Below are 24,213 nucleotides of genomic sequence, written 5' to 3'. Positions count from 1 at the left end.
GACTTCACAATGACTGAGAACTACACCGCGCTCTATGACGCGCATAAAGCGGCCGGCGCCTCCTTCACCGACTTCGGCGGCTGGCAGATGCCGCTCAAATACACCTCCGAGCTGGCCGAGCACCACGCCGTCCGCAACGCCGCCGGCATCTTCGACCTCTCCCACATGGGCGAAGTCTGGGTCACCGGGCCGGACGCCGGAGCCTTCCTGGACTACGCCCTCGCGGGAAAGCTCTCTTCCATTGCTGTCGGCAAGGCCAAGTACTCGCTGATCTGCAACGAGGACGGCGGCATCATCGATGACCTCATCTCGTACCGCCGGAGCGACGACAAGTATCTGGTGGTGCCGAACGCGGGCAACGCTGCCACCGTCGCCGCCGCCCTCGTCGAGCGCGCGGCAGGATTCGACGTCGTCGTGGACGACGTCTCCGCCGAAACCTCGCTCATCGCGGTCCAGGGACCCAACGCCGAGGCCATCCTGCTGGGACTGGTCCCGGCCGAACAGCACGAGCTCGTCACCGGGCTGAAGTATTACGCTGCCGTGGAGGTAGGAATATCCGTCAACAGCACCGTCCACACCCTGTTGCTGGCCCGCACCGGCTACACGGGAGAGGACGGCTTCGAAATCTACGTTCCCAACGCTGACGCATCCGGATTGTGGGAAGCGCTGCTGGACGCGGGCGCTGTGCACGGGCTCATTCCGGCCGGCCTGGCCTGCCGCGATTCCCTCCGTCTGGAGGCCGGCATGCCGCTCTACGGCAACGAACTGTCCCTCGACGGCGACCCCTTCGCCGCGGGCCTGGGTCCCGTCGTCGCGCTGTCCAAGGAAGGCGACTTCGTCGGCAAGGCAGCCCTGGCGGCCAAGAAGGAAGCCGGAGCCGGAACCAGCACGGGACGGAAGCTCGTAGGCCTCAAGGGCCTCGGCCGCCGCGCCGGCCGGGCACACTACCCCGTACTCAAGGACGGCAACGTCGTCGGTGAAGTGACCTCCGGCCAGCCCAGCCCCACCCTGGGTTACCCCGTCGCTATGGCCTACGTCGACGTCGAATACACCGAGCCCGGCACGCCCTTGGACATCGACCTCCGCGGCAAGGCAGAACCCTTCGAAGTCGTGGCACTCCCGTTCTACAAACGCGCCACGTAGCCTGCGGGACGGTTCCGGGACCACCCCCGGACGCTCTCTCACTTTCTGCACGGTTCAACCCGGCGCTCTCTCACTTTCCGAAATCACCGAAACCTAAGGAACCAACAACATGGCAAAAGTCGCCCCTGAACTTCAGTACTCCGACGAGCACGAATGGGTGTCCCGTGATGGCGGGAACCTGATGTCGATCGGCATTTCCGCCGTGGCCACGGACGCCCTCGGCGACATTGTTTACGTGGACCTGCCCGAGGTCGGCTCCACTGTGACTGCCGGCGAGACCTGCGGCGAGGTGGAGTCCACCAAGTCGGTCTCCGACCTGTACTCCCCCGTGTCGGGCGAGGTCACGGAAGTCAACGACGTTGTTGTTTCCGATCCGGCTGTCATCAACAACGACCCGTACGGTGCAGGATGGCTCTTCAAGGTTGCAGTTGAGTCCGAGGGCCCCCTGCTGTCCGCCGAGGAGTACGCGTCCAAGAACGGCGGCGAGCTGTGAGCGCCGCCCGTGCCGCAGGCATAGAGAGAATGGCCTTCCAGCAGGTTCTCTCCCCGAGCCTCAACGCCGAACTTGGCGAGCTGGACCCGGAGATCGCAGCGAAGATCGACGACGAGCTCGTCCGCCAGCGCGACGGCCTGGAGATGATCGCCTCTGAGAACCACACCGCTGCCGCGGTGATGCAGGCTCAGGGATCGGTTCTGACGAACAAGTACGCCGAGGGTTACCCGGGCAAGCGCTACTACGGCGGTTGCGAGCATGTGGACGTCGTCGAGCAGCTTGCGATCGACCGGGTGAAGTCCCTCTTTGGCGCCGAATTCGCCAATGTCCAGCCGCACTCGGGCGCGCAGGCCAACGCCTCGGTGATGCATGCGCTGATCAAGCCGGGGGACACCATCATGGGCCTGAACCTGGCCCACGGCGGCCACCTGACCCACGGCATGCGGATTAACTTCTCCGGACGTCTGTACAACGTGATCCCGTACCAGGTCCGCGAGGAGGACCACCGGATCGACATGGCCGAAGTGGAGCGCCTGGCGCAGGAGCACAAGCCGCAGCTGATCGTTGCCGGCTGGTCCGCCTATGCCCGGCAGCTCGACTTCGCTGAGTTCCGCCGCATCGCGGATTCGGTAGGCGCGTACCTGATGGTGGACATGGCTCACTTCGCCGGCCTGGTGGCAGCAGGCCTGCACCCGTCCCCCGTGCCGCACGCGCATGTCACCACCTCCACCACGCACAAGACCCTCGCCGGTCCGCGCGGCGGAATCATCCTGACCAATGATGCCGGCATCGCCAAGAAGATCAACTCGGCCGTGTTCCCGGGCCAGCAGGGCGGCCCGCTGGAACACGTCATCGCCGGCAAGGCCGTGGCATTCAAGATCGCAGCCTCAGCCGAGTTCAAGGAGCGCCAGGAGCGCGTGCTTGCCGGCGCCAGGATCCTCGCCGAACGTCTGGTCCAGCCGGACGTCACCGCCAAGGGAATCTCCGTGGTCTCCGGCGGAACCGACGTGCACCTCGTGCTCGTGGACCTCCGCGACTGCGAACTCGACGGGCAGCAGGCCGAGGACCGCCTCGCCTCCATCGACATCACGGTCAACCGCAACGCCGTGCCGTTTGATCCGCGCCCGCCGATGGTCACCTCCGGGCTCCGCATCGGTACCCCGGCCCTCGCGACGCGGGGCTTCGGCGAAGCCGCGTTCGCTGAGGTCGCGGACATCATCGCCGAGGCTTTGACTGCCGGCGCCGGTGCTGACCTCTCGGGCCTGCGCACCCGCGTCGAGGCTCTCGCCGCCGCCCACCCCCTCTACCCGGGCATGGCCAACCTCTCTCATTGAGCTTGTCGCAACCCCGGCCCATCACCTCCATTACTAACTTTTAGGAACTGATCATGGCTGTTGGTGTCTTTGACCTTTTCTCCATCGGAATCGGCCCGTCGAGTTCGCACACTGTGGGGCCGATGCGTGCTGCTGCGGTGTTTGCGGAGGAGCTTAGGGCGTCCGGGGTGTTGGAGCGGGTGGCGTCGTTGCGGGTGGATCTGTACGGTTCGCTGGCTGCGACGGGTTACGGGCACGGGACGATGACCGCGGTCCTGTTGGGCCTGGAGGGCTTTCATCCGGAGTTGATCCTGCCGGAGGAGGTGGAGTCCCGGCTGGCGGACATCGCGGAGACCGGGATGCTGCAGCTGGCCGGCGCGGGCGGCGGTGTGCGGTTGCCGTATGGGGTGGAGGATATGGTGTTGCGGCCCTTGACCGTGCTGCCCCGGCACACCAACGGGATGACGTTTACCGTGTCCGACGCCGCCGGCGAGGTGCTGCACAGGGCGACGATCTTCTCGGTCGGGGGCGGGTTCATTGTCCGGGAGGGCGAGGAGGACGCGGCGCTGCAGGAGCTGGAGGAGTCCAAGAAGGAGCTGCCGCTGCCGTTCCGCACGGCCGCGGAGCTGCTGGAGCATTGCCGCGCCCAGGGCCTGTCGATCAGCGAGGTCATGCTCGTCAATGAACGCGCTTCCCGTTCGGAGGAGGAGATCCGGGAGGGGCTGGGGCGCATCTACTCCGTGATGGAGGAGTGTGTGCAGACCAGCCTGAAGCGGGAGGGACTGTTGCCGGGCGGGCTGAAGGTCCGCCGCCGCGCCCCGGACTGGCATGAGCGGCTGCTGAAGGAAGACACGGACCGGGACGGCCGGTATTGGCAGGAATGGGTGAACCTGATCGCGCTGGCGGTCAATGAGGAGAACGCTTCGGGCGGGCGGGTGGTCACCGCCCCGACGAACGGGGCCGCGGGCATCATCCCGGCGGTGCTGTATTACGCGCTGCACTACGCCCCCGGCATGGACCAGGCGACCCAGGCCGACCGGGACGATGTGGTGGTGAAGTTCCTGCTCGCCGCCGGCGCGGTCGGGGTGCTGTACAAGGAACAGGCGTCCATTTCCGGGGCGGAGGTCGGCTGCCAGGGCGAGGTCGGGTCGGCGTCCTCGATGGCCGCCGCGGGCCTGGCCGAGGTGATGGGCGGGTCCCCGGCGCAGGTGGAGAACGCCGCGGAGATCGCGATGGAACACAACCTGGGCCTGACGTGTGACCCGATCGGGGGCCTGGTGCAGGTGCCCTGCATCGAACGCAACGCGATCGCCGCGGCGAAGGCCATCAACGCCGCGAAAATGGCGCTCTGGGGCGACGGCACCCACCGCGTCTCACTGGACGAGGTCATCATCACCATGCGCGAAACCGGCAAGGACATGAGCGATAAGTACAAGGAAACCGCCATGGGCGGCCTCGCCGTCAACGTCGTCGCATGCTAGTCGAAGCCCGGGGCCACGCCCCGCTGCGGCTGTCGACGTCCCATAACAAGAAAAAGCATTTCATCTCCGAAGGAGTTCTCCTGTGACACTGGCACCAGAAGGCCGGAAGATGCTGCGCATCGAGCAGCGCAATGCGGCCACCCCGGTGGAGCGCAAGCCGGAGTGGATCAAGGCCAAGGTCCAGATGGGCCCGGAGTTCGTCCAGCTCAAGAACCTGGTGAAGAAGGAAGGCCTGCACACCGTCTGCGAGGAAGCCGGGTGCCCGAACATCTTCGAGTGCTGGGAAGACAAGGAAGCGACGTTCCTGATCGGCGGCTCCGAATGCACCCGGCGCTGTGACTTCTGCCAGATCGACACCGGCAAGCCCTCCCCCGTAGACAGGTTCGAACCGACCAAGGTGGCCCGCTCGGTGCAGACCATGGCCCTGCGCTACGCCACCGTCACCGGCGTCGCCCGCGACGACCTCGCCGACGAGGGCGTCTGGCTCTACGCCGAAACGGTCCGCAAGATCCACGAACTGAACCCGGGCACCGGCGTCGAACTTTTGATCCCGGACTTCTCCGGCAAACCCGACCACATCGCCGCGATCTGCGACTCGGCCCCCGAGGTGTTCGCCCACAACGTCGAAACCGTGCCGCGGATCTTCAAGCGCATCCGCCCGGCGTTCCGCTACGAACGCTCCCTGGACGTCATCACCCAGGGACGGAACCTGGGCATGGTCACCAAATCCAACCTCATCCTGGGCATGGGCGAGACCCGCCAGGAAATCTCCGAAGCCCTGCAGGACCTGCACGAGGCCGGCTGCGACCTGATCACCATCACCCAGTACCTGCGCCCCTCCGAACGGCACCTGCCGGTGGACCGCTGGGTCAAGCCGCAGGAATTCGTGGACCTGCAGCAGGAAGCGGACGAGATCGGCTTCCTCGGCGTCATGTCCGGCCCCCTGGTCCGCTCCTCCTACCGCGCCGGCCGGCTCTGGGCCACCGCAATGCGCAAGAAAGGCCGGGAAATCCCCGCCGAACTCGCCCACATCGAATCCTCCGGAACCACCCGCCAGGAAGCCAGCACCCTGCTCGCGGGATAAGCCCGTCCGGGAGAATGGAGTCCCGCGAGAAGGAGTCCAGAGAAGGCGAGCCGGGGACGAATTAGGGCACATGATTGGGTCTTTTTGATCGGCCCGGACCGGCATACCGTGGACCCAAGGCGCTGCCCGTCCCGGGCAGCCGGACCAGGAGGAATCTCCCATGACAACGCACGTCGCAGACTGCAGCGTAACGAACTGTTCCTTCAACGACCACACCAACTGCAACGCCGCCGCCATCACCGTCGGCGGAGACGAAAACCATGCCCACTGCGCCACCTTCATCGACACCGGCTCCCACGGCGGACTCCCCAAGGTCCTCGCCGACGTCGGAGCCTGCCAGCGCTCCGAATGCGTCCACAACGACCACCTCATGTGCGGAGCCTCCGAGGTACACGTGGGCCCCGGCCGCGACAACGCCGACTGCCTCACCTACGCCCACCGGTAACCGCCGTCCTTACAGGGCTGGCCGCCTATTTCGCGGCCGGCCCTGTTTGCTTCCCGTACCCGAATGAACTGATGTTGCATTCCTGACTGGGACGAAGGAGTCCGCCATGAACCCGTTGCTTGCCTTAGTGGATGCCATTGAACGATTTGACCGCCTCGACGGGGTCGCATCCTCCGTTTCAAAGGTTGTGGGACAGGCGGTGCAGCCGCAGTTCGTCCGCAACCTGCTGAGCGGGACACCCATCGGACATCCCCTGCATCCAATCATGACCGACTTGCCTATTGGGGCGTGGAGCATGTCGACCGTGCTGGACTCGATAGGCGGGAAAGATTCCGAGCCTGCTGCCGACATCCTCGTGGCGGTGGGAATTGCGACAGCCATTCCCACCGCTGCCTCAGGGCTCAATGACTGGTCGGACACGACGGGGAAAGCGCGCAGGGTGGGCACGGTTCATGCCTTGGCGAACAGCACGGCGCTGTGCCTCTTCACCTCATCAGCAGTTGCGCGGGCCAAGGGCAGCCGGTCGGTCGGGAAAATCCTGGGGCTGGCGGGCTTCGGCATTCTGATGTTTGGCGGGTTCTTGGGCGGCCATCTCAGCTACAGCAACGCAGTCAACATCAACAAAACGGCCGGCAGGGCGGGGCCGAAGGAGTGGACGGCTGTCCTGGCGGAATCGGAACTCGCCGACGGCGAGCACCGGAAAGTGGACGCCGGCAAGGTAACCGTTCTGGTGCACCGTGCGGGCTCCAGATTTCTGGCGCTGGACAGCGTTTGCAGCCACATGGGCGGCCCTCTGGAAGAGGGAAACATCGAGGCCGGTTGCGTCACCTGCCCCTGGCACGGAAGCACGTTCCGGCTCGAGGACGGCGGGATAGTCCGCGGGCCCGCAAGCAACCCGCAGCCCAGCTACGAAACGCGGGCAAATGACGGCCAGATCGAGGTTCGCCGGCGCCGGTCCGTGAGCTGAAGCTTGTCAAGCCGCCGGGCTCGGCCTGATCCCCCACCCCTTTTGCATGCACTACTAAGCGTGCTTATGATGTTGTTCTGGCGGTATGCAGAGTCCGTCCCCGATCGCCCCCTCTCCGGAAAACCATGGCGGTGAAGTCCATGCGGTTCCGGGGGTGAACCCGACGGAGTGCATATGCCCGAGAACCAGCATCACGTCTATGACGTTATCGTTATTGGTGGCGGAGCCGCCGGGTTGAGTGCAGCTGTCACTCTCGCCTCCGCACGCCGTTCTGTGCTGGTCGTCGACGCCGGGAGCCCCCGGAATGCTGCATCGTCCGCCGTGCATGGCTTCCTGTCCCGCGAGGGAACGTCACCCCTGGAACTGCTTGCCGCAGGCCGGGAGGAACTCCATGGCCGGGGCGGGGAGTTCATTGAAGGCACGGCGGTCGCGGCCAGCGGCAACGCGGGAGAATTCACGGTGCGCCTGCAGGACGGGCGGTCGCTGACCTCGCGCAGGCTGTTAATTGCTTCCGGTTTCGGCGACGAGCTGCCCGACGTGGCGGGGGTTAAGGAGCGGTGGGGCCGGGATGTGGTGCACTGCCCGTACTGCCACGGCTGGGACCTTCAGGACCGGGCCGTAGGCGTTTTGGCCACAGAACCGGCGGCAGTGCAGGAGGCGCTATTGTTTCGGCAGTGGGCCGAGGACGTCACTCTTTTCCAGCACACCATGCCTGAACCAAGCGACGTGGAGCGCAAACAGCTCGCAGCCCGGTCCATAAGGATCATTGAGGGCAGGGTGAAAGCCCTTCATATCGTTGAGGACGCGCTCACCGGTGTGATTTTGGAATCAGGCCGGCTGGTTCCCTGCGGGGCCTTGGCGGTCAGTCCAAAGCCGATCACAGAGTCGCCCCTGCTGCAGTCGCTCGGCCTGCAGGAACATGATCCCGGCCACGCCTCCAATCAACATGTGAAGACCGACGAAAGCGGAGGAACCCCCATAGCCGGCGTGTGGGCCGCGGGTAACATCACGGATCCAGAGGCGCAGGTCATCACGGCAGCCGCCTCAGGACTGAAAGCGGCAAGCGCAATAAATACAGACCTGGTGGCAGAGGACACGCGGTGCGCGATCATGGCCGCACAAGGCGGCCTGACTTCTGGTGGAAGCCTGTGAGATCATCCGATATGAGCGAAAACCGCAGCGCCCGCGACGACGATTCCGTTCCAGCAACCGGAGTGAATGACCACGCGTGGGAACGGGAGCACCGCCATCCCACTGCTGCCCAGGCAAGGGCCATTGGCTACCGCCGCCGGGATGCCGAAGCGAAGCTGGAGCAGCACCTGCAGGACGCCCGGCACAAAACCGAGGAAGAGACGCAGGGGCAGCACGAGTAGGTGGACACCCGGAAGCTGAAGTGCCCGCCCAGGGGGTAGCCCGGGCGGCCACTTCCGTGTGAGCGTGCTCTGCGTCCGAATTTCTTCTGCCGCGACAAGAATCGCCCCTTGACTCAAGATACCCCCCGGGGGTATCTTTTCAGTGTTGTCAGTGAAGTGGTATGTCCAGGGGATGCCCTCCCCGTCACAGCCGTTCAACCCCAGCGCCCTACCCGTTTTCGAGGAATGGAACTGACATGCGTGATTCACAGAAGGACCTCGGGCTGGCGGAGTCCCGCTCCTCCGCCGGACACGCCCACGAAGAACACGGCCACCAAGAACAGGGCCACGGCCACACCGGTCATCAGCTGGACGACGACCACGTTGTACATACGCATGGCCAGCACGCCGGGCACAGCACGGCCATGTTCAAGGACAGGTTCTGGCTGACCCTGGCCCTGTCCGTCCCCGTCGTCTTCTTCAGTCCCATGTTTGGGCACTTACTCGGCTACACCGCGCCCCGGTTCCCAGGGTCGACGTGGATACCGCCGGTCCTCGGGACGGTGATCTTCCTTTACGGGGGCCAGCCGTTCCTCCGGGGCGGATTGAGCGAACTCAAGGCGCGGCGCCCCGGCATGATGCTGCTGATCGGCATGGCCATCACGGTCGCATTCATCGCGTCCTGGGTAACCACCCTGGGCATCGGCGGCTTTGACCTGGACTTCTGGTGGGAGCTTGCCCTGCTCGTGGCCATCATGCTCCTGGGCCACTGGATCGAGATGCGCGCCCTCGGCTCCGCCCAGGGTGCCCTCGACGCCTTGGCGGCATTGCTGCCGGACGAAGCGGAAAGGATTACCGACACCGGCACCGAAACGGTCAGCGTCTCCGCGCTTAGGGCAGGGGACGTGGTGCTGGTCCGCTCGGGTGCGCGGATGCCGGCGGACGGCACCATAACCGACGGGCAGGCCGAGTTCGACGAGTCCATGATCACCGGCGAGTCTAAAACGGTGCCCCGCTCGGCCGGGGATGCAGTGGTCGCGGGCACCATAGCAACGGACAACACGGTCCGGGTCCGGATCACCGCCGTCGGCGATGACACTGCGCTGGCGGGCATCCAGCGCCTGGTGGCAGAGGCCCAGGCCTCGTCCTCAAGGGCGCAGGCCCTGGCGGACCGGGCCGCCGCATTCCTCTTCTACTTTGCAGCCGGGGTGGGTGTCCTGACATTCATCGCCTGGACCCTCTTGGGCAGCCTTCCGGAGGCGGTAACCCGCACGGTCACCGTCCTGGTGATCGCTTGCCCGCACGCCCTCGGCCTGGCCATCCCGCTCGTGATCGCGATCTCCACAGAGCGCGCAGCCCGCGCCGGCGTACTGATCAAGAACCGGATGGCGCTGGAGCGCATGCGCACCGTCGACGTCGTGCTGTTCGACAAGACCGGCACCCTTACCAAGGGTGAACCGGAACTGATGGACGCCGCCGCCGTCGATGGCACCAGCCAGGAGGAGCTGCTGGCGCTGGCCGCGGCGGTCGAATCGGACAGCGAACACCCTGTTGCGCGAGCGATCGTGCGCGCCGCCAAGAACCAGGCCTTGGACATCCCCCGGGCATCAGACTTTAACTCGATGACGGGCAGGGGCGTCCGCGCAAGCGTTGCCGGCCGGGCCCTGCAGGTCGGCGGACCGGCATTGCTGCGGGAGCTGGCCGTCAGCGAACCTCCTGCCTTGGCGGAAACAACCCGGGCGTGGAGGGACCGCGGCGCGGCCGTGCTCCACGTCCTGGCGGACGGCAAGGTACTCGGCGCCGTCAGCCTCGAAGACGCCATCCGGCCCGAGTCCCGCCAGGCGGTGGCCGCCCTCCAGGAGCGGGGCATCAAGGTGGCCATGATCACCGGCGATGCCCGGCAGGTCGCCCAGGCGGTCGCCGACGAACTGAACATCGATGAGGTCTTCGCCGAAGTCCTGCCCGCCGACAAGGACAAGAAGGTCACCGAGCTGCAGCACCGCGGGCTGAAAGTAGCCATGGTCGGCGACGGCGTCAACGACTCCCCCGCCCTTGCCAGGGCAGAGGTTGGTATCGCCATCGGAGCGGGAACCGACGTCGCCATGGAGTCGGCGGGAGTTGTGCTGGCCGGCAATGACCCCCGGGCCGTGCTCTCCATGGTGGACCTGTCCCGCGCCAGCTATCGGAAGATGTGGCAGAACCTGATCTGGGCCACCGGCTACAACATCCTCGCCGTCCCGCTCGCAGCAGGTGTCCTGGCCTTCGCCGGCGTCGTGCTCTCCCCGGCGGCGGGCGCGGTGCTGATGTCAGCCTCCACGATCGTGGTCGCCCTCAACGCCCAGCTGCTGCGGCGGCTGAAACTGAACCCGGCTCAGGTTCACTAAGCCGCCGGCACCGGGACAGATCACCCACAGCTGCCGGTCACCGCGAGGGGCCTGACGGGCACAAGGATCTCCGCCAGGCCCTCCGGTACGATTAACGCTCGTCGGCAAGCTCACCGGGAACTGGCAGAAGGCCTGCCGAAGCAGCAGAACGAATCTCCCCGCGCACCCCAACCGCCAAAAGCGTACAGTGGAACAAGACGCCTGATTCTGGACGCCTTGCTGCAGAGGGAGAGATCGTGACGATTGACTGGGACGAAAAAAAGGCCCTGCTACAGGAACCGAACATCGCTGCAGTGACGCAGCTGTGCGACGAACTCATGGAAAAGAAGCCGGGATCCGTCGTTCCCTACATCGACCCGATCCACGACGAGGACGAATGCCGGATCGTGAGCCTGCACGTCAGTCCGGGCAAGGGCACCGAGTCGGGGTTCGTATCTCATTTCAATGATGACGAAGCCGCGCGCCGGGCCACGCAGATCTACGACCTCGCGGAGCTTGACCCGCGTTACGTCATGCCATGGAACGCCTACCCCTGGGTGCGCGACCCGGACATGCCGTCCGCACTCAGTGTCCAGGAGAAGACCGACGGGCTGCGCCCCTTCCGCCAGTTCCTGAAAATCAACAAACGTGTCTCCGCCATCATCGCCCACGGCACAGACGCCGCGACGTTCCTGACCCTCTTCGAGAAGACCTACCATTACTCACTGAAAAACAGCGGCATCAAAATCTACAAGGCCAGCGCGCTCGGCGGGCGGGCCTTTGCTGTTTCCGAAGCCAAGCAGGAAGAGCTCCTCACCAAGAGCGTGGCCATCTACAAGGACGCGATGCAGCGGGCGGGCATCCAGCACCTCTAATCCCTGCAGAAGAGGACGACGGCGCGAGCACACCCGGGAGGGCGGCTTGCCTCACGGCGTGGCTCACTTGAGCGCGGCTCCTTGGGAGCGTGGCTCACCCCTCCAGCAGCCTCCGCCGGTGCCTGAGCTCCTTGACCCACGCTCTGGTGACCATGTCCGGAAATGGCGAGCCGCCGTCGTCGTTTGTTGGTCCGAACGCGGTCCCGGCCTCCAAATCCGCAAGCAGCGGGCCTGCCGCTTTCAGTGCGAGCTCCACCGCCTGGACCGCGGCGCGTTCGGTCAGCCCCAGGCCAATGGCCCAGCCCACGAAGTGCTTCCGCGAGATGCCGTTACGCTTGCCGCCGAGCGTCAGGGCGAGAGTCCTGTCCCCGTAAACCACCGTGGAGGGGATGTCGTACACGGGGGCGATGGACCATTCCCCCTGCGGCTGCTGCACCATAGACACGTTCTTCGCGTGCAGGTCACCGTTGCCGCTGAGCCATGCGAAAGCCACCTGGATGGCCAGGTTCCGCAGCGCAGGCAGCGGCGCGGCGCAGTATTCGGCGAGGGCACGGCACACCGTCCCAAAACCAACGTTGTACTTGTCGGCCGGATACAGCTTCAGCACCTGCGCTCCGTCCTCGACGGCCAGGCGGGCCACGCGGTCACCGTCACCTGGCCCTCCCACCAACGGCACCCGGTCGAACCGCTCCACCAGCAGCCCAGGCCGGCCGGCAACGTCCCGCATCAGCTGCACCCGGCTCAACGGAATCCGCAGCCTGGCCGCATACCGGAACATGATGAACTCGTTCTCCACCACGTGCGGGAACTCCGGGGCATTGAGCTTTAGGATGAACCGCCGGCCCGCACTGGCCACCGGCATGGAGATCATTCCCGCGGACAGTTTGTCCTGCACACCCGCGAGCGCCACCGGGTCGATCAGGCCCGAGTCCCCCAGCAGCTCGTCGAAGTCCACGGGCTTTCGCGGGTCCACCTCCACCGCGTGCTCCTCCGGGTCCAGCAGCTCGCCGTGCCCCACGATCTGCACGTCGCCGACAGGGTTGCCGCCCGCGGCGATCAGGAGGGAAAGGTCGTCGTCGGCGCTGGTCTTGATGGACCGGCGCAGCGCGTTCAGCCGGCGCCCCTCGGGGAGCAGCCCCGTGAAGTACGGCGGGGCTGCCCCTGCCCCGGAGATCACCGGTTCCGGTGACAGCGGCAGCGAACTCGCGACGGCGGGGCGGCCGCTCTGCAGATAGGCCGGCACATAGCTGAACCTGGTGCCGCCCTCGTGCCGTTCCAAGCGTGCCGCGAGCACGCCCTGCTTGTAGATATCGGCGACGCGGTGCCTCATGGCCGGTTGTCCCCCGGGCTGCTGCTGACTTTTTGGCCGGCTTTCGCCTGCGGGGACGACGGCGGGGCGGCCGGCGGCTGGGGTGACGGCCGCGCCGGCGGCGGCTGGGGCACCGTCGCGTGGGCGGCGTCCCTGGACCTGGTGCCGAGCCTCAGCTCCAGGCCGAGTGTTTCCAGAACGGCCAGCAGCGAGTCCAGCTGGATGCTTGGCTTGCCCTGCTCCACGAACCGGACGAAGCGTTCGGAGACTCCGGCCATGTCCGCAACGTCCTGCTGGTTCAGCCGCAGCGCGGCTCTGCGGGCGCGGACTTCTGCACCGAGGGCTTCTGGAAAGGAGGCAACCACTCTGCCCTCCAAAGAATAGGAACGATCGTACCGATATCAGCAGGACAACAGTCTAAAACGTTTGGTGCTCTGTGCAAAGGGATCATCCGGCACGAACGTTCCGAAAGTTGGGCGGACCCCATATCCGCTGCCGCGGTTATTTGACAGCCTTGTGTGACCCGTGCCATATTCTTAATCGTGAACCTGTCAGACAGCCGGACAGCCGGACAGCAAGGAGCGGCTCCTTTGCCACTCGCCCGCCTAAGCGCCGCCGAAGCTGTCTTTAACGCTATCCGGGGCGACATCGAATCCGGGAAGGTTGCGGTCGGCGACAAGCTGAATTCCGAGGCGGCGCTCGCACAGGAGTACGGCGTCAGCCGCTCTGTAATCCGCGAAGCTCTGCGGTCCTGCAACGCCCTGGGCCTGACCGTCACCCGCACCGGCCGCGGCACCTTCGTCGTCGCCGACCACGTCGCAAACGATCTGGTCCTGGGCCAGTTCTCCGCCCGCGACCTGAATGAGGCACGTCCGCATATCGAAATCCCCGCCGCCGGCCTGGCAGCCGAACGCCGCACTGCCGATGACCTGGACATCCTGCGCGCCATGGTGGCGTCAATGGCCGTCGAAACCGATCCCGAAGCCTGGGTGGTGCTCGACTCCGGCTTCCACGCGGCCATCGCCCGCGCCAGTGGCAACAAAGTCTTCGAAAGCGTGGTTGCAGACATCAGGGACGCCCTCACCCACCAGTCCGAAACCCTGAACATGGTCACGGAAGACCGCCAGCACGCCTCAAACATGGAACACCAGCGCATCCTCGCTGCCATCGAGACCGGCTCAGCCGCGGAGGCCAGTGCCGCCATGAGCGATCACCTGCGCGCAGTCGGCGACGCCCTCGACTCCATCCTCAAGCAGTAAACGCCAGCAGCAACCCATCACCCTAGGACTCCATGCCCTCCCCCGCCATGCCCGCAAGCCCCCCGTTCACCGCGCCCGCAGACGCTGCCTCTTCCGCCGCCCGCCTCCCTCAGCACGAACCGCTTGCCGTCCAGACCCGTGACGGCCTCGTGGAAAGCATCCATTACGGCTCGCTCGTCGCCACCGCACCGGACGGCAGCATCCTGCTCTCCGCCGGCGAGCCGGCGGCAGCCTTCTATCCGCGGTCCTCACTCAAGCCGCTGCAGGCCGTGGCATTGGTCCGGGCCGGGCTGGACCTTCCGGCGGACCTGCTGGCCCTCACTGCCGCAAGCCACTCGGGAGCTGCCGAACACCGCGACGGTGCCGCCCGAATCCTGGAAATGCACGGGCTCACGGACGCGGCCCTCGAGAACAGCACCGACCTGCCCTACGGCATCCTTGAGCGCGAGGACTGGCTGCGCGCCGGCGGGCGGGCCACCCGGATCACCCAGAACTGCTCAGGCAAGCATGCCGCGATGGCCGCCACCTGCGTAATCAACGGCTGGCCGGTGCAGGGCTATCTGGACCCGTCCCATCCCCTGCAGCAGCTTGTCGCCGCAGCCGTGGCGGACCTGACCGGCGAGGAGCCTGCCGGCATCAGCACCGACGGCTGCGGGACCCCGCTCTTCGCCCTGACACTGGCGGGAATGGCCCGCGCTTTCGGCCGGCTCGCCGCGACTGGATTTCTGGAAGGCACCTCCGGCACCACTCCAGCCGCCACCCAAAGCCCGGAAGCCGCCGTCGCACATGCGATGCGGCGCCACCCGGCGATGGTTGCCGGCGAAGACCGCGACGTCACCGAGCTCATGCGCCGCATGCCCGGCCTCCTCGCAAAGGACGGCTTTGAGGGCATCCAGGCGGTAGGTCTGCCGGACGGCCGGGGCGTCGTCATCAAGATTTCCGACGGCGGGGACCGGGCGCGCATGCCGGTCACCGTCCGCGCGCTGGAGGTGCTCGACGTCGACACAGCACCGCTCCAGGACATCGCCGCCGGCATTGTCCTGGGGGGCGGCAAGCCTGTCGGCCTGCTCCAGGCCCTTGATTTTCCTCGCTCTGTCCCTGCCAACGACGCCAACTAAGGACTGCACATGACCGAAACCCAAACCCTCCCGGACGCGCAAGACCTGCACGTCAGGTCCGAGCATGACCTGCTGGGTGACCGCGACGTCCCCGCGGGCGCCTATTGGGGCGTCCACACGCTCCGGGCGGTGGAGAACTTCCCCATCACAGGACAGCCGCTCTCCACCAACATGCACCTGGTCCGCGGCCTGGCGGCAGTGAAGATGGCCGCCGCCCGGACGAACCTGGAACTGGGGCTGCTGGACGCTGAGCGCGCTGCCGCCATTGAGCAGGCATGCAAGGACGTTCTAAACGGCCAGCTCCATGACCAGTTCGTGGTGGACGTCATCCAGGGCGGCGCCGGTACGTCGTCGAACATGAACGCCAACGAGGTCATCGCCAACCGCGCCCTGGAAATCCTCGGCCACCCCAAGGGTGACTACGCGCGGCTGCACCCTAATGACCACGTGAACCTCAGCCAGTCCACCAACGACGTCTACCCCACCGCCGTGAAGCTTGGCACTATCTTCGCCGCGCGGGAACTCCTCGAAGCCCTGACCGAGCTGGAAGACGCCTTCGCGGAAAAGGCACTGGAGTTCCGCGCTGTGGTGAAGATGGGGCGCACCCAGCTGCAGGACGCCGTCCCCATGACACTGGGCCAGGAATTTGGCACTTATGCGGTGACCATTGGTGAGGACCGGCTGCGGCTGGCCGAGGCGGACCTGCTCATCCACGAGATCAACCTCGGCGCCACAGCCATCGGCACCGGCCTCAATGCCCCCGCCGGCTACGCTGAAACCGCCTGCCGGCATCTTGCCGAGATCACCGGCCTGCCGCTCGTGACCGCCGTCGACCTCATCGAGGCAACCCAGGACGTCGGCGCGTTCGTCCACCTCTCCGGCGTGCTCAAGCGCGTAGCCGTCAAGCTCTCCAAGATCTGCAATGACCTCCGCCTGCTCTCCTCCGGTCCCCGCGCCGGGCTCGGCGAGATCAATCTTCCCGCCGTCCAGTCCGGATCGTCCATTATGCCCGGCAAGATCAACCCGGTGATCCCGGAAGTAGTCAGCCAGGTGGCCTACGAAGTCATCGGCAACGACGTCACCATCACCATGGCCGCCGAAGCCGGGCAGCTGCAGCTCAACGCCTTCGAGCCCATCATCGTGCACAGCCTGCATAAGAGCATCTCCCACCTCGAGGCCGCCTGCCGCACCCTTACGGTACGGTGCGTCCGGGGCATCACCGCCAACACTGAACGGCTCCGCCTCACGGTGGAACAGTCCATCGGACTGGTCACCGCGCTGAACCCGCACCTGGGCTACGCCACTGCCACAGCCATCGCCCAGGAAGCCCTTGCCACCGGCCGGGGCGTCGCCGAACTCGTCCTTGAACACGGCCTCCTCACGGCAGAGCAGCTCCAGGAGCTCCTCAGCCCCGAGCGCCTGGCCAACCTCAGCAAGTAACGCCCCACCCCACCCGGAAACCGGAAACCAAAGGATCCCCATGTCCAATTCCCAACAGGGCACTGCTAGCCCGACGGCCGTCACGGACCACACGGTCCCGGCGCAGGCGCATGCCACCGAGACCCTCCTGCACGCCGAGGATAAGGGTTACCACAAGAGCCTGAAGCCGCGGCAGATCCAGATGATCGCGATCGGCGGTGCGATCGGCACCGGCCTGTTCCTGGGCGCCGGCGGGCGCCTGAACGCCGCGGGCCCCTCCCTCGTGATCGCCTACGCGGTGTGCGGGTTCTTCGCGTTCCTGATCCTGCGCGCCCTGGGCGAGCTGGTCCTGCACCGGCCCTCCTCGGGCTCGTTCGTCTCCTACGCCCGCGAGTTCTACGGCGAGAAGGCCGCGTTCGTCTCGGGCTGGTTCTACTGGATCAACTGGGCCACCACCACCATCGTGGACATCACCGCCGCAGCCCTGTACATGAACTTCTTCGGCAACTACGTCCCCTGGATCGCCGCCGTGCCGCAATGGGCCTGGGCGCTGATCGCACTCGTCATCGTGCTGTGCCTGAACCTCGTCTCCGTGAAAGTCTTTGGCGAGATGGAATTCTGGTTCGCCCTGATCAAGGTCGCAGCCCTGGTCGCGTTCCTGATCGTGGGCACCTACTTCGTCATCTTCGGCACCCCCGTCCCCGGGGCCGAAACCGGCTTCAGCCTCATCACCGACAACGGCGGGATCTTCCCCACCGGCCTGCTGCCCATGATCATCCTGATGCAGGGCGTGCTGTTCGCCTACGCCTCCATCGAACTCGTCGGCACCGCCGCCGGCGAAACCGAAAACCCCGAAAAGATCATGCCCAAAGCCATCAACTCCGTGGTCTTCCGCATCGCGGTGTTCTACGTCGGCTCCGTGATCCTGCTGGCCCTGCTGCTGCCCTACACCTCCTACGAAAAAGGCGTCAGCCCCTTCGTGACCTTCTTCGGCTCCATCGGCATCCAGGGCGTGGACGTCATCATGAACCTCGTCGTGCTCACCGCGGCCCTGTCCTCCCTGAACGCCGGGCTCTACTCCACCGGCCGGATCCTGCGCTCCATGTCCGTCGCCGGCTCCGCCCCCAAATTCGCCCAGCGCATGAACAAAGCAGGCGTCCCCTACGGCGGCATCGCCATCACCGCCGGAGTGTCCCTGCTCGGCGTGCCGCTAAACTACCTCGTCCCCTCCCAGGCCTTCGAAATCGTCCTGAACGTCGCCTCCGTAGGCATCATCGTCACCTGGGCCACCATCGTGCTGTGCCAAATGCAGCTCAAACGCTGGGCCGACAAGGGCTGGCTGAAACGCCCCTCCTTCCGCATGTTCGGCGCCCCCTACACCGGCTACCTCTCCCTGCTCTTCCTCCTCGGCGTGCTGGTCATGGTCTTCATCGACTCCCCCCTGACCCTGCTCGTCACCCTCGTCGCCTGCGCCCTCATGACCGCCGGCTGGTACGCCTGCCGCAAACAAATCCACGACATCGCCCAAACCCGCGAAGGCTTCACCGGCATGTCCCCCGTCATCGCCAACCGCCCCGGCCCGGGCGGAGCCGACCGCATCTGACCCCTCCTGTGAGGTGCGAACGGACACTTGAGGCCCCGCTCCTAAGGGCGCCAAGTGTCCGTTCGCGCCTGATCCGGAAGGTCCGGAAGGCTTGAAAGCAGGGCCGAAGAGTACGACGGCGGCGCGTCCGGTTCTGTCCCCACGGAACCGGACGTGCCGCCGTCGTACTGCTTTTAAGCAGGTTCAGGTCCTCTTGACGGGCGCACCGCCCGGGTCTACCGTCAGCCTCATCCCGGGTATTCAACGACGAATCAACGTAGGGAGCGTCATCATGCCGGAATTCATGGATGTCCACCACAATATGAAGGGGATTACCAAGGAGGACCTGCTGGCAGCTCACAATGCCGATCTCGCTATTCAGGACGAGGAAAAGGTCAACTTCAAGAGCGCCTGGGCAGACCCCGAATCAGGACTTGTCTACTGCCTCTCCGAGGCGCCTTCCGCAGACGCGGTGCAGCGCATTCACGAGCGCGCAGGCCACCGCGCGGACGAGGTTCACCCCGTCCCCCTGAAGGTCTGACCCCGCAAGACCACCACCGGCATTTCTGCACCACTTCCAAGCGTCCGCGGACACCCCGCCTGCATCCACCCGGGCCTGCATTGCGGGAAGCCGGGCAAAGTGGTGCAGATCTGCACGGCTTATGAATCCACATCCAGGATCGCTGCCTTGAAAGGAAGCGGATGCATGGACGTCGTCGTCATCGAAACCCCGCAGCTCGGGGACCGCAGCTATCTGGTGCACGACGGCCACGTGGCCCTGGTGATTGACGCACAGCGGGACACCGACCGGATCGAGGAAGCGGCGAGCGCGGCGGGAGTGCGCATCACCCACGTTGCCGAGACCCACATCCACAACGACTACCTCACCGGCGGACTGGTCCTCGCCCGTGCCCATAGCGCAAAGTACCTGGTCAACGCTGCAGACGCAGTCGGCTTCGAGCGGGAACCCATCTCGGACGGCCAGACCCTGCAGATCGGCCGTCTTTCCCTCCGCGCCCTGGCCACTCCCGGCCATACGCACACCCATTTGTCCTATATCGTCACATCCGATGATGGAAAGCAGGCTGTATTCTCGGGGGGCAGCCTGCTGTACGGGTCGGTGGGTCGGACGGACCTGCTCGGACCCGGGGATACTGACGGGCTGACGAGGGACCAGTACGCGTCGGTGCGCCGCCTCGCCGATGAGGCCGGACCGGAAGCCGGCCTGTTCCCCACCCACGGATTCGGATCGTTCTGCTCGGTGGGACCATCGACTTCCGCCACGGCCTCCACCATCGGTGAGCAGCTCGAGGTCAACCACGCGCTCAAGGATCCCGATCCGGACCACTTCGTCGCTGAACTCCTCGCAAACCTCGCGGCCTATCCCTCCTATTACGCCCACATGGCACCGATCAACTTCACCGGCCCGCGGGAGGCAGACCTGGGCCTGCCCGAACCGCTGGATCCTGAGGAACTGACCGGCCGGCTGGCCAGGGGCGAATGGGTGGTGGACCTGCGCCGCCGCATAGCGTTCGCCAGCAGCCATCTAAAGGGCACCGTGAGCTTCGAATACGGCTCGGGATCGTCGTTCAGCTCCTACCTAGGCTGGGTCCTGCCCTGGGGGGAGAAGCTGACGCTGGTGGGCAGCCGGGACGACGTGCAGAGCGCCATCCGCGACCTCTCCCGCATCGGCATTGACCGGCCCGGCGCCGCCATCGGAACGGACCCGGCAACACTCGCGCCCGGCGCTCCGGTGGCTTCGTACCCTCGGGTTGACTGGGCGGCAGTGATGCATGAAAAGCCTGCAGGAGACACGGTCCTGGACGTCCGGCGGGAGGATGAGTATGCCAAGTCCCATGTCTCCGGAGCTGTGAACGTGCCGCTGCACGAGCTGCTGGGCCGGCTCGGCGAACTGCCGAAAGGCCGGCTCTGGGTCCACTGCGCCTCTGGATACCGTGCCGCGGTAGCAGCCAGCCTCCTGCAGCGGGAGGGCCGGGACGTGGTGCAGATTGACGCCCGGTTTGGTGATGCCGCGGCAGCCGGCATGCGGCTGGAAGCGGCCCGGTTGGAAAAGGTTCGGCTGCATGCGCACGGGGCCCCGGAGGATCAACACGTCGAAGGAGAACAGTGATGGCAACGGAAGGAAAAGTAGTCGTCGGCGTCGACGGCTCGGAATCGTCCATACAGGCACTGCGCCTGGCGGCGCGGCTGGCGCCCGCCCTCGATGCCAGGGTCCACGTGGTCGCGTGCTGGGACTTCCCGCAAATGTATGCCGGCTATGTTCCGCCGGACTTCGAGGCGTTCGAGACGGCAGCGGCGAAAACCCTGGCCGAAACCCTCGACAAGGCCTTTGGTTCCGACACTCCTGAGGGCATCACCCAGGACCTGATTCGTGGACCGGCGCCGGCAAAGCTCGTCGAGGCCGGGGCAGGTGCTGCGATGCTGGTTGTGGGACGGCGCGGCCACGGCGGGTTCCTCGGCATGCACCTGGGATCGGTGAGCTCGGCGTGCGTCTCACACGCTGACTGCCCCGTGCTGGTGGTTCACACAGACGGCAGCCACCGCACCCACCATCTGTGGAAGGGCTCGAAGGGCCACAGACAGCCCGACGCTTGAGCTCCGTCGACCACTTGAGCTCCGTCTAACCGTCCCGTAACGCAACGCCCCCGCAACCCCGTGCGGGGGCGCGATCCCCTATGCTCAGCAGAGCACCTCAGCCTGGCTCAGCGACGAACCACAACAGGAGAAACCTCATGACCAACTGGCGGATCAGGGATTTTCACACGTCGGACCTGGACGGCATCCTGCACCTCTGGGAGTCGCTCAAGGCCAACAACGTCGAACCCGTCTACGCGCTCTCCGAGGTGCTGGCATCCTGCGAGAAGGACCACGCCGTGGTGGCCGTGCAGGGAGACCTCGTAGTGGGTGCCGCCGTCGGCCGCGCCGCCCATGACCAGGGCTGGATCGTCTTCCTCGCGACCCTTCCGGAATACCGTGGCCGCGGAATCGGCACCTCGCTGCTGGCCGGCGTCGAAAACCGGATGGCCCCGCTCGGGCTGAACAAACTCTCGGCCCTCATGCCCGAATCGGAGACCCGGGTGGAAGCCTTCCTGAGCCAGGGTTTCCTGCTGAAGAAGAACCTGCGCTACTTCGAGCGGACCATTCCCGTGCAGCGCCAGGAACTCGAGCCGCTCAGCCTGCTCGGCGGCCGGGTCCTCGCACGGGACCTGTGGGAAAACGTGGCCGGCATGCGCCGCGAGAAGGAACTACTGGAGCGCCGCCTGGTCCTCCCCCTGGCGGAGGCCGACCTCGCTGATGAGTACGGCGTGGTGCCGCCGCGTGCCGTCGTGCTGTTCGGTCCGCCCGGCACGGGCAAGACGACCTTCGCGAAGGCGATCGCCTCGCGACTGGAGTGGCCCTTCGTGGAGGTGTTCCCCTCCCGGCTGGCTTCCGACCCCAAGGGCCTGGCCGGCGCGCTTCGGGAAACATTCCTGGAGATTGCCGAGCTCGAGCATGCCGTGGTCTTCATCGACGAGGTGGAGGAAATCGCGGCCCAGCGGTCCGGCGAGCCTCCGTCGCCGCTGCAGGGCGTCACCAATGAGCTCCTCAAAATCATCCCGGCTTTCCGTGAACAGCCCGGGCGGCTGCTGGTCTGCGCCACCAACTTCATCCGTGCGCTCGACTCGGCGTTCCTGCGCCACGGCCGCTTCGACTACGTCATCCCCATCGGCCTGCCAGACCGCCAGGCCCGCGAAGCCATGTGGCAGCGCTTCATCCCGGCCACCGTCGTGGATGACGTAGACGTCGAGCTGCTTGTCGACCGCACCGAGGGTTTCTCCCCGGCAGATATCGAGTTCGCGGCACGCAGCGCCTCCCAGCGCGCTTTGGAGAAGGCAGTGTACGACGACGGCGGGCTGGCGTCCGGAGGCACCGTTGCCGTCCGCGATGCTGTCCGCAAAGGACCCGCGACCCAGGATTACCTTGATGCCGTCGCCGAAACTCGGACCACAGTGAGCAAAGAGGTGCACGAGCAGTTCCTCGAGGACATCGACGCCCTGGGCCGCGTGTAGCAGGGCCCGCCGCTTCGACGGTTCCCTGCTGACTCGACGTTCGCCGACGTCTAGCTGGCACGGAACCGTCGAAACGGCCGGCGGGAGGGGCAGCTACTGCTACACGCCCGGCCAGACCCACGCCTCACGCGGCAAGATTGCCGGACTGAACACGCGCAGCGCAGCTTCCAGGCCGTCGCCGGGCAAGCCGAGCGACACCAGAATTCTCCGGCGCGCTTCGGTGGCAGCGATCCCGACGGCGGCGAGGTCGGCGAGCGTGACCGCTCCGTCACGCTTGGCCAGCCGGACGCCGCGGGAATTCAGCACGAGGGGCACGTGAGCATATTCCACCGCGGGAATATTCAGGAGAGAGGCGAGATATGCCTGCCTGGGGGTGGAAGGCAGCAAGTCATCGCCCCTGACCACCTGGTCTACGCCCTGCGCCGCATCATCCACCACGACGGCCAAGTTATACGCCGTGACCCCGTCGTTCCGGCGCAGCACGAAGTCATCCACCACCCCGGTAAAGCTCCCGTGCAGCGCGTCCTCCACCATCCAGTGGTTCACCGCGGAGCGGAGCCTGATGGCGGCAGGCCGGATATGCCGCTTAGCCTGGAGTTCTGCCATGGACAGGTTCCGGCAGGTTCCCGGGTAGGCGCCCTGAGGCGCATGCGGCGCGGACGGGGCCTCCTGAATCTCCCGGCGGGTACAGAAGCATTCGTATGTCAGCCCGGCAGCGTCGAGCCTGCTGATCGCTTCCTGGTAAAGGCGCCCACGGTCGGTCTGGTGGACCACGGGCCCGTCCCATGTCACCCCTATCGCGGCCAGGTCCCGCAACTGCTGCGCCTCGGCACCGGCGCGGGCACGGTCCAGGTCCTCGACCCGCAAGAGGAAGCGCCGGCCAGTGGACCTCGCGAACAGCCAGGCCAACACGGCGGTGCGCAGGTTCCCGACGTGCAGCTCACCGGACGGGCTGGGGGCGAAACGGCCGGCGTGGGTCATGCCCTCCAGCCTAAAGCCGAACACCACAAGAGCCCCTCAGCTACCGTGCGGTCCGGATAGAATCCGGGGCTCGGTGGCTCAGGGGCTCTTGCCGTGCCGGTTCCGCCTGCGGAGGTTCGGCACTGCTTGCGGAATGACGATGCGTGAACAAGTGTCAATCAGCGGCGGCTTCTTTGCGGGAAGCGTCGTCCAGAGTCCGGGTGGTGTGCCGGAGCCCTGTAAGCCTTCGGGCTCCGGCGGTAGCCGTTGCCTTGTTGCCACTATTTGAGCAGAGGCCCTACAGTAGGCGCAACGCGCACTTGCAGCAGTAGTCAGAATGATCAACTGCAGGGGGGCAGAACCAGTAGGAAGTGATCATATTGCAGCAGCTGGACTCGACGGACAGACGGATCCTGGCAGCCCTGGACGAGGACCCGCGGCTCCCCATCATGGTGCTCGCCCAACGTCTCGGCCTGGCGCGCGGGACTGTCCAGTCCCGGCTGGAGCGGATGACGGCGTCGGGGGCCTTGCGGCCCAACAGCAGCCGCGTGCTTCCGGCCGCGCTGGGCCGGGGGGTCGCCGCGGCGGTCAGCGCCGAACTGGACCAGAGCCACCTCAATGAGGCTATTGCAGCCCTCCGGGAGATTCCCGAAGTGCTGGAGTGCCATGCCCCTGCCGGGGACACAGACCTGCTGATCAGGGTAGTGGCCACGAGCCCGGATGATCTCTACAGGGTCTCGGAGGAGATTCGGCTGTGCCCCGGGATCGTTCGTACGTCAACCAGCATGTTTCTCCGCGAGGTCATTCCTTACCGGACCACCGGGCTGCTGCGCACCTGACGGCGCGCCGTCCAAGCCACGCCGGTGCTGCGCGAATCATTGGGGAAAACTGCGCAAAATCTAACGGCGTCCCTGCGCTGCCGACTGTAGCCTGATTCAGCATCTGCCGCCGCGTTCTGCGGGGCTGCCGGTGCACTTCCA

The 24,213-nt window shown here is 66.1% G+C and carries 23 protein-coding genes; 20 read left to right on the top strand and 3 right to left on the bottom strand.

The genetic code is table 11. The features are described from left to right. Positions 1-9 precede the first annotated feature (9 nt). From gcvT to M1E01_RS00840, 11 genes are all read left to right on the top strand, one after another. Positions 10-1,143 (top strand): glycine cleavage system aminomethyltransferase GcvT, encoded by a 1,134-nt coding sequence (gene gcvT / locus M1E01_RS00890; RefSeq protein ID WP_457973252.1) that lies wholly within the window; start codon positions 10-12, stop codon positions 1,141-1,143. A 109-nt stretch (positions 1,144-1,252) separates the two neighbouring features. Continuing rightward, complete coding sequence (gene gcvH / locus M1E01_RS00885) at positions 1,253-1,636, top strand: glycine cleavage system protein GcvH (RefSeq protein ID WP_457973251.1); 384 nt, start codon at positions 1,253-1,255, stop codon at positions 1,634-1,636. A 29-nt stretch (positions 1,637-1,665) separates the two neighbouring features. Further along, on the top strand, positions 1,666-2,970 hold the full coding sequence (gene glyA / locus M1E01_RS00880) for a serine hydroxymethyltransferase (RefSeq protein WP_457973250.1): 1,305 nt from the start codon (positions 1,666-1,668) through the stop codon (positions 2,968-2,970). Between the two features lie 53 nt (positions 2,971-3,023). Further along, a complete protein-coding gene (locus M1E01_RS00875) occupies positions 3,024-4,430 on the top strand; it encodes an L-serine ammonia-lyase (RefSeq protein ID WP_457973249.1) in 1,407 nt (468 codons plus the stop codon). 82 nt (positions 4,431-4,512) lie between these two features. After that, the gene (gene lipA / locus M1E01_RS00870; RefSeq protein WP_457973248.1) at positions 4,513-5,514 is read left to right on the top strand and encodes a lipoyl synthase; all 1,002 of its coding nucleotides are present in this window, start codon (positions 4,513-4,515) and stop codon (positions 5,512-5,514) included. Between the two features lie 160 nt (positions 5,515-5,674). Continuing rightward, positions 5,675-5,959 (top strand): DUF1540 domain-containing protein, encoded by a 285-nt coding sequence (locus M1E01_RS00865; RefSeq protein ID WP_457973247.1) that lies wholly within the window; start codon positions 5,675-5,677, stop codon positions 5,957-5,959. A gap of 106 nt (positions 5,960-6,065) precedes the next feature. Continuing rightward, on the top strand, positions 6,066-6,926 hold the full coding sequence (locus M1E01_RS00860; protein ID WP_457973246.1) for a Rieske 2Fe-2S domain-containing protein: 861 nt from the start codon (positions 6,066-6,068) through the stop codon (positions 6,924-6,926). 174 nt (positions 6,927-7,100) lie between these two features. Beyond that, complete coding sequence (locus M1E01_RS00855) at positions 7,101-8,078, top strand: NAD(P)/FAD-dependent oxidoreductase (RefSeq protein WP_457973245.1); 978 nt, start codon at positions 7,101-7,103, stop codon at positions 8,076-8,078. An 11-nt stretch (positions 8,079-8,089) separates the two neighbouring features. Then, positions 8,090-8,299, top strand: coding sequence for a hypothetical protein (locus M1E01_RS00850; protein ID WP_457973244.1), 210 nt, complete (start codon positions 8,090-8,092; stop codon positions 8,297-8,299). A 236-nt stretch (positions 8,300-8,535) separates the two neighbouring features. Continuing rightward, positions 8,536-10,662, top strand: a complete 2,127-nt coding sequence (locus M1E01_RS00845; protein WP_457973243.1) for a heavy metal translocating P-type ATPase — start codon at positions 8,536-8,538, stop codon at positions 10,660-10,662. A 236-nt stretch (positions 10,663-10,898) separates the two neighbouring features. Then, complete coding sequence (locus tag M1E01_RS00840) at positions 10,899-11,516, top strand: uracil-DNA glycosylase (RefSeq protein ID WP_457973242.1); 618 nt, start codon at positions 10,899-10,901, stop codon at positions 11,514-11,516. Between the two features lie 94 nt (positions 11,517-11,610). On the opposite strand, the gene M1E01_RS00835 is transcribed toward M1E01_RS00840, so the two are convergent. Continuing rightward, on the bottom strand, positions 11,611-12,846 hold the full coding sequence (locus M1E01_RS00835) for a type II toxin-antitoxin system HipA family toxin (protein ID WP_457973241.1): 1,236 nt from the start codon (positions 12,844-12,846) through the stop codon (positions 11,611-11,613). Further along, a complete protein-coding gene (locus M1E01_RS00830; RefSeq protein ID WP_457973240.1) occupies positions 12,843-13,190 on the bottom strand; it encodes a helix-turn-helix transcriptional regulator in 348 nt (115 codons plus the stop codon). Before M1E01_RS00830 ends, M1E01_RS00835 begins: the two co-directional genes overlap by 4 nt. 177 nt (positions 13,191-13,367) lie before the next feature. Here M1E01_RS00830 and M1E01_RS00825 point away from each other — a divergent pair, with 177 nt between their 5' ends. From M1E01_RS00825 to M1E01_RS00790, 8 genes are all read left to right on the top strand, one after another. Then, positions 13,368-14,084: a FadR/GntR family transcriptional regulator gene (locus M1E01_RS00825; RefSeq protein ID WP_457973239.1), complete on the top strand. Its 717-nt coding sequence runs from the start codon at positions 13,368-13,370 to the stop codon at positions 14,082-14,084. Positions 14,085-14,116: 32 nt separating this feature from the next. Further along, positions 14,117-15,202, top strand: a complete 1,086-nt coding sequence (locus tag M1E01_RS00820) for an asparaginase (RefSeq protein WP_457973238.1) — start codon at positions 14,117-14,119, stop codon at positions 15,200-15,202. A 9-nt stretch (positions 15,203-15,211) separates the two neighbouring features. Beyond that, positions 15,212-16,642 (top strand): aspartate ammonia-lyase, encoded by a 1,431-nt coding sequence (locus M1E01_RS00815; RefSeq protein WP_457973237.1) that lies wholly within the window; start codon positions 15,212-15,214, stop codon positions 16,640-16,642. A gap of 40 nt (positions 16,643-16,682) precedes the next feature. Further along, positions 16,683-18,224: an amino acid permease gene (locus M1E01_RS00810; protein ID WP_457973236.1), complete on the top strand. Its 1,542-nt coding sequence runs from the start codon at positions 16,683-16,685 to the stop codon at positions 18,222-18,224. A 271-nt stretch (positions 18,225-18,495) separates the two neighbouring features. Further along, positions 18,496-18,744, top strand: a complete 249-nt coding sequence (locus M1E01_RS00805; protein WP_457973235.1) for an SCO4226 family nickel-binding protein — start codon at positions 18,496-18,498, stop codon at positions 18,742-18,744. A gap of 165 nt (positions 18,745-18,909) precedes the next feature. Further along, entirely contained in the window at positions 18,910-20,334 is a 1,425-nt protein-coding gene (locus M1E01_RS00800; RefSeq protein ID WP_457973234.1) for an MBL fold metallo-hydrolase, read from the top strand. Further along, entirely contained in the window at positions 20,334-20,819 is a 486-nt protein-coding gene (locus tag M1E01_RS00795; RefSeq protein ID WP_457973233.1) for a universal stress protein, read from the top strand. The genes M1E01_RS00800 and M1E01_RS00795 overlap by 1 nt, the downstream gene beginning before the upstream one ends. A gap of 137 nt (positions 20,820-20,956) precedes the next feature. Continuing rightward, complete coding sequence (locus M1E01_RS00790; RefSeq protein WP_457973232.1) at positions 20,957-22,273, top strand: ATP-binding protein; 1,317 nt, start codon at positions 20,957-20,959, stop codon at positions 22,271-22,273. Between the two features lie 99 nt (positions 22,274-22,372). Here M1E01_RS00790 and gluQRS read toward each other — a convergent pair whose 3' ends face one another. Beyond that, positions 22,373-23,254 (bottom strand): tRNA glutamyl-Q(34) synthetase GluQRS, encoded by an 882-nt coding sequence (gene gluQRS, locus M1E01_RS00785; RefSeq protein ID WP_457973231.1) that lies wholly within the window; start codon positions 23,252-23,254, stop codon positions 22,373-22,375. A 359-nt stretch (positions 23,255-23,613) separates the two neighbouring features. On the opposite strand from gluQRS, the gene M1E01_RS00780 reads away from it, so the two are divergent. Continuing rightward, positions 23,614-24,072, top strand: coding sequence for an Lrp/AsnC family transcriptional regulator (locus tag M1E01_RS00780; RefSeq protein WP_457975028.1), 459 nt, complete (start codon positions 23,614-23,616; stop codon positions 24,070-24,072). The last annotated feature ends 141 nt before the right edge of the window (positions 24,073-24,213 follow it).

The organism is Arthrobacter sp. D1-17 (assembly GCF_054130535.1).
Note: the sequence above shows the minus strand (reverse complement) of the source record. Positions and strands in the feature narration are given on the sequence as shown.

Excerpts from the sequence above, each read along its gene's own strand:
- gcvT (WP_457973252.1), top strand. The coding sequence starts at position 10 with ATGACTGAGAACTACACCGCGCTCTATGACGCGCATAAAGCGGCCGGC.
- gcvH (WP_457973251.1), top strand. The coding sequence starts at position 1,253 with ATGGCAAAAGTCGCCCCTGAACTTCAGTACTCCGACGAGCACGAATGG.
- glyA (WP_457973250.1), top strand. The coding sequence starts at position 1,666 with ATGGCCTTCCAGCAGGTTCTCTCCCCGAGCCTCAACGCCGAACTTGGC.
- M1E01_RS00875 (WP_457973249.1), top strand. The coding sequence starts at position 3,024 with ATGGCTGTTGGTGTCTTTGACCTTTTCTCCATCGGAATCGGCCCGTCG.
- M1E01_RS00865 (WP_457973247.1), top strand. The coding sequence starts at position 5,675 with ATGACAACGCACGTCGCAGACTGCAGCGTAACGAACTGTTCCTTCAAC.
- M1E01_RS00860 (WP_457973246.1), top strand. The coding sequence starts at position 6,066 with ATGAACCCGTTGCTTGCCTTAGTGGATGCCATTGAACGATTTGACCGC.
- M1E01_RS00855 (WP_457973245.1), top strand. The coding sequence starts at position 7,101 with ATGCCCGAGAACCAGCATCACGTCTATGACGTTATCGTTATTGGTGGC.
- M1E01_RS00850 (WP_457973244.1), top strand. The coding sequence starts at position 8,090 with ATGAGCGAAAACCGCAGCGCCCGCGACGACGATTCCGTTCCAGCAACC.
- M1E01_RS00845 (WP_457973243.1), top strand. The coding sequence starts at position 8,536 with ATGCGTGATTCACAGAAGGACCTCGGGCTGGCGGAGTCCCGCTCCTCC.
- M1E01_RS00835 (WP_457973241.1), bottom strand. The coding sequence starts at position 12,846 with ATGAGGCACCGCGTCGCCGATATCTACAAGCAGGGCGTGCTCGCGGCA.
- M1E01_RS00820 (WP_457973238.1), top strand. The coding sequence starts at position 14,117 with ATGCCCTCCCCCGCCATGCCCGCAAGCCCCCCGTTCACCGCGCCCGCA.
- M1E01_RS00815 (WP_457973237.1), top strand. The coding sequence starts at position 15,212 with ATGACCGAAACCCAAACCCTCCCGGACGCGCAAGACCTGCACGTCAGG.
- M1E01_RS00810 (WP_457973236.1), top strand. The coding sequence starts at position 16,683 with ATGTCCAATTCCCAACAGGGCACTGCTAGCCCGACGGCCGTCACGGAC.
- M1E01_RS00805 (WP_457973235.1), top strand. The coding sequence starts at position 18,496 with ATGCCGGAATTCATGGATGTCCACCACAATATGAAGGGGATTACCAAG.
- M1E01_RS00800 (WP_457973234.1), top strand. The coding sequence starts at position 18,910 with ATGGACGTCGTCGTCATCGAAACCCCGCAGCTCGGGGACCGCAGCTAT.
- M1E01_RS00795 (WP_457973233.1), top strand. The coding sequence starts at position 20,334 with ATGGCAACGGAAGGAAAAGTAGTCGTCGGCGTCGACGGCTCGGAATCG.
- M1E01_RS00790 (WP_457973232.1), top strand. The coding sequence starts at position 20,957 with ATGACCAACTGGCGGATCAGGGATTTTCACACGTCGGACCTGGACGGC.
- gluQRS (WP_457973231.1), bottom strand. The coding sequence starts at position 23,254 with ATGACCCACGCCGGCCGTTTCGCCCCCAGCCCGTCCGGTGAGCTGCAC.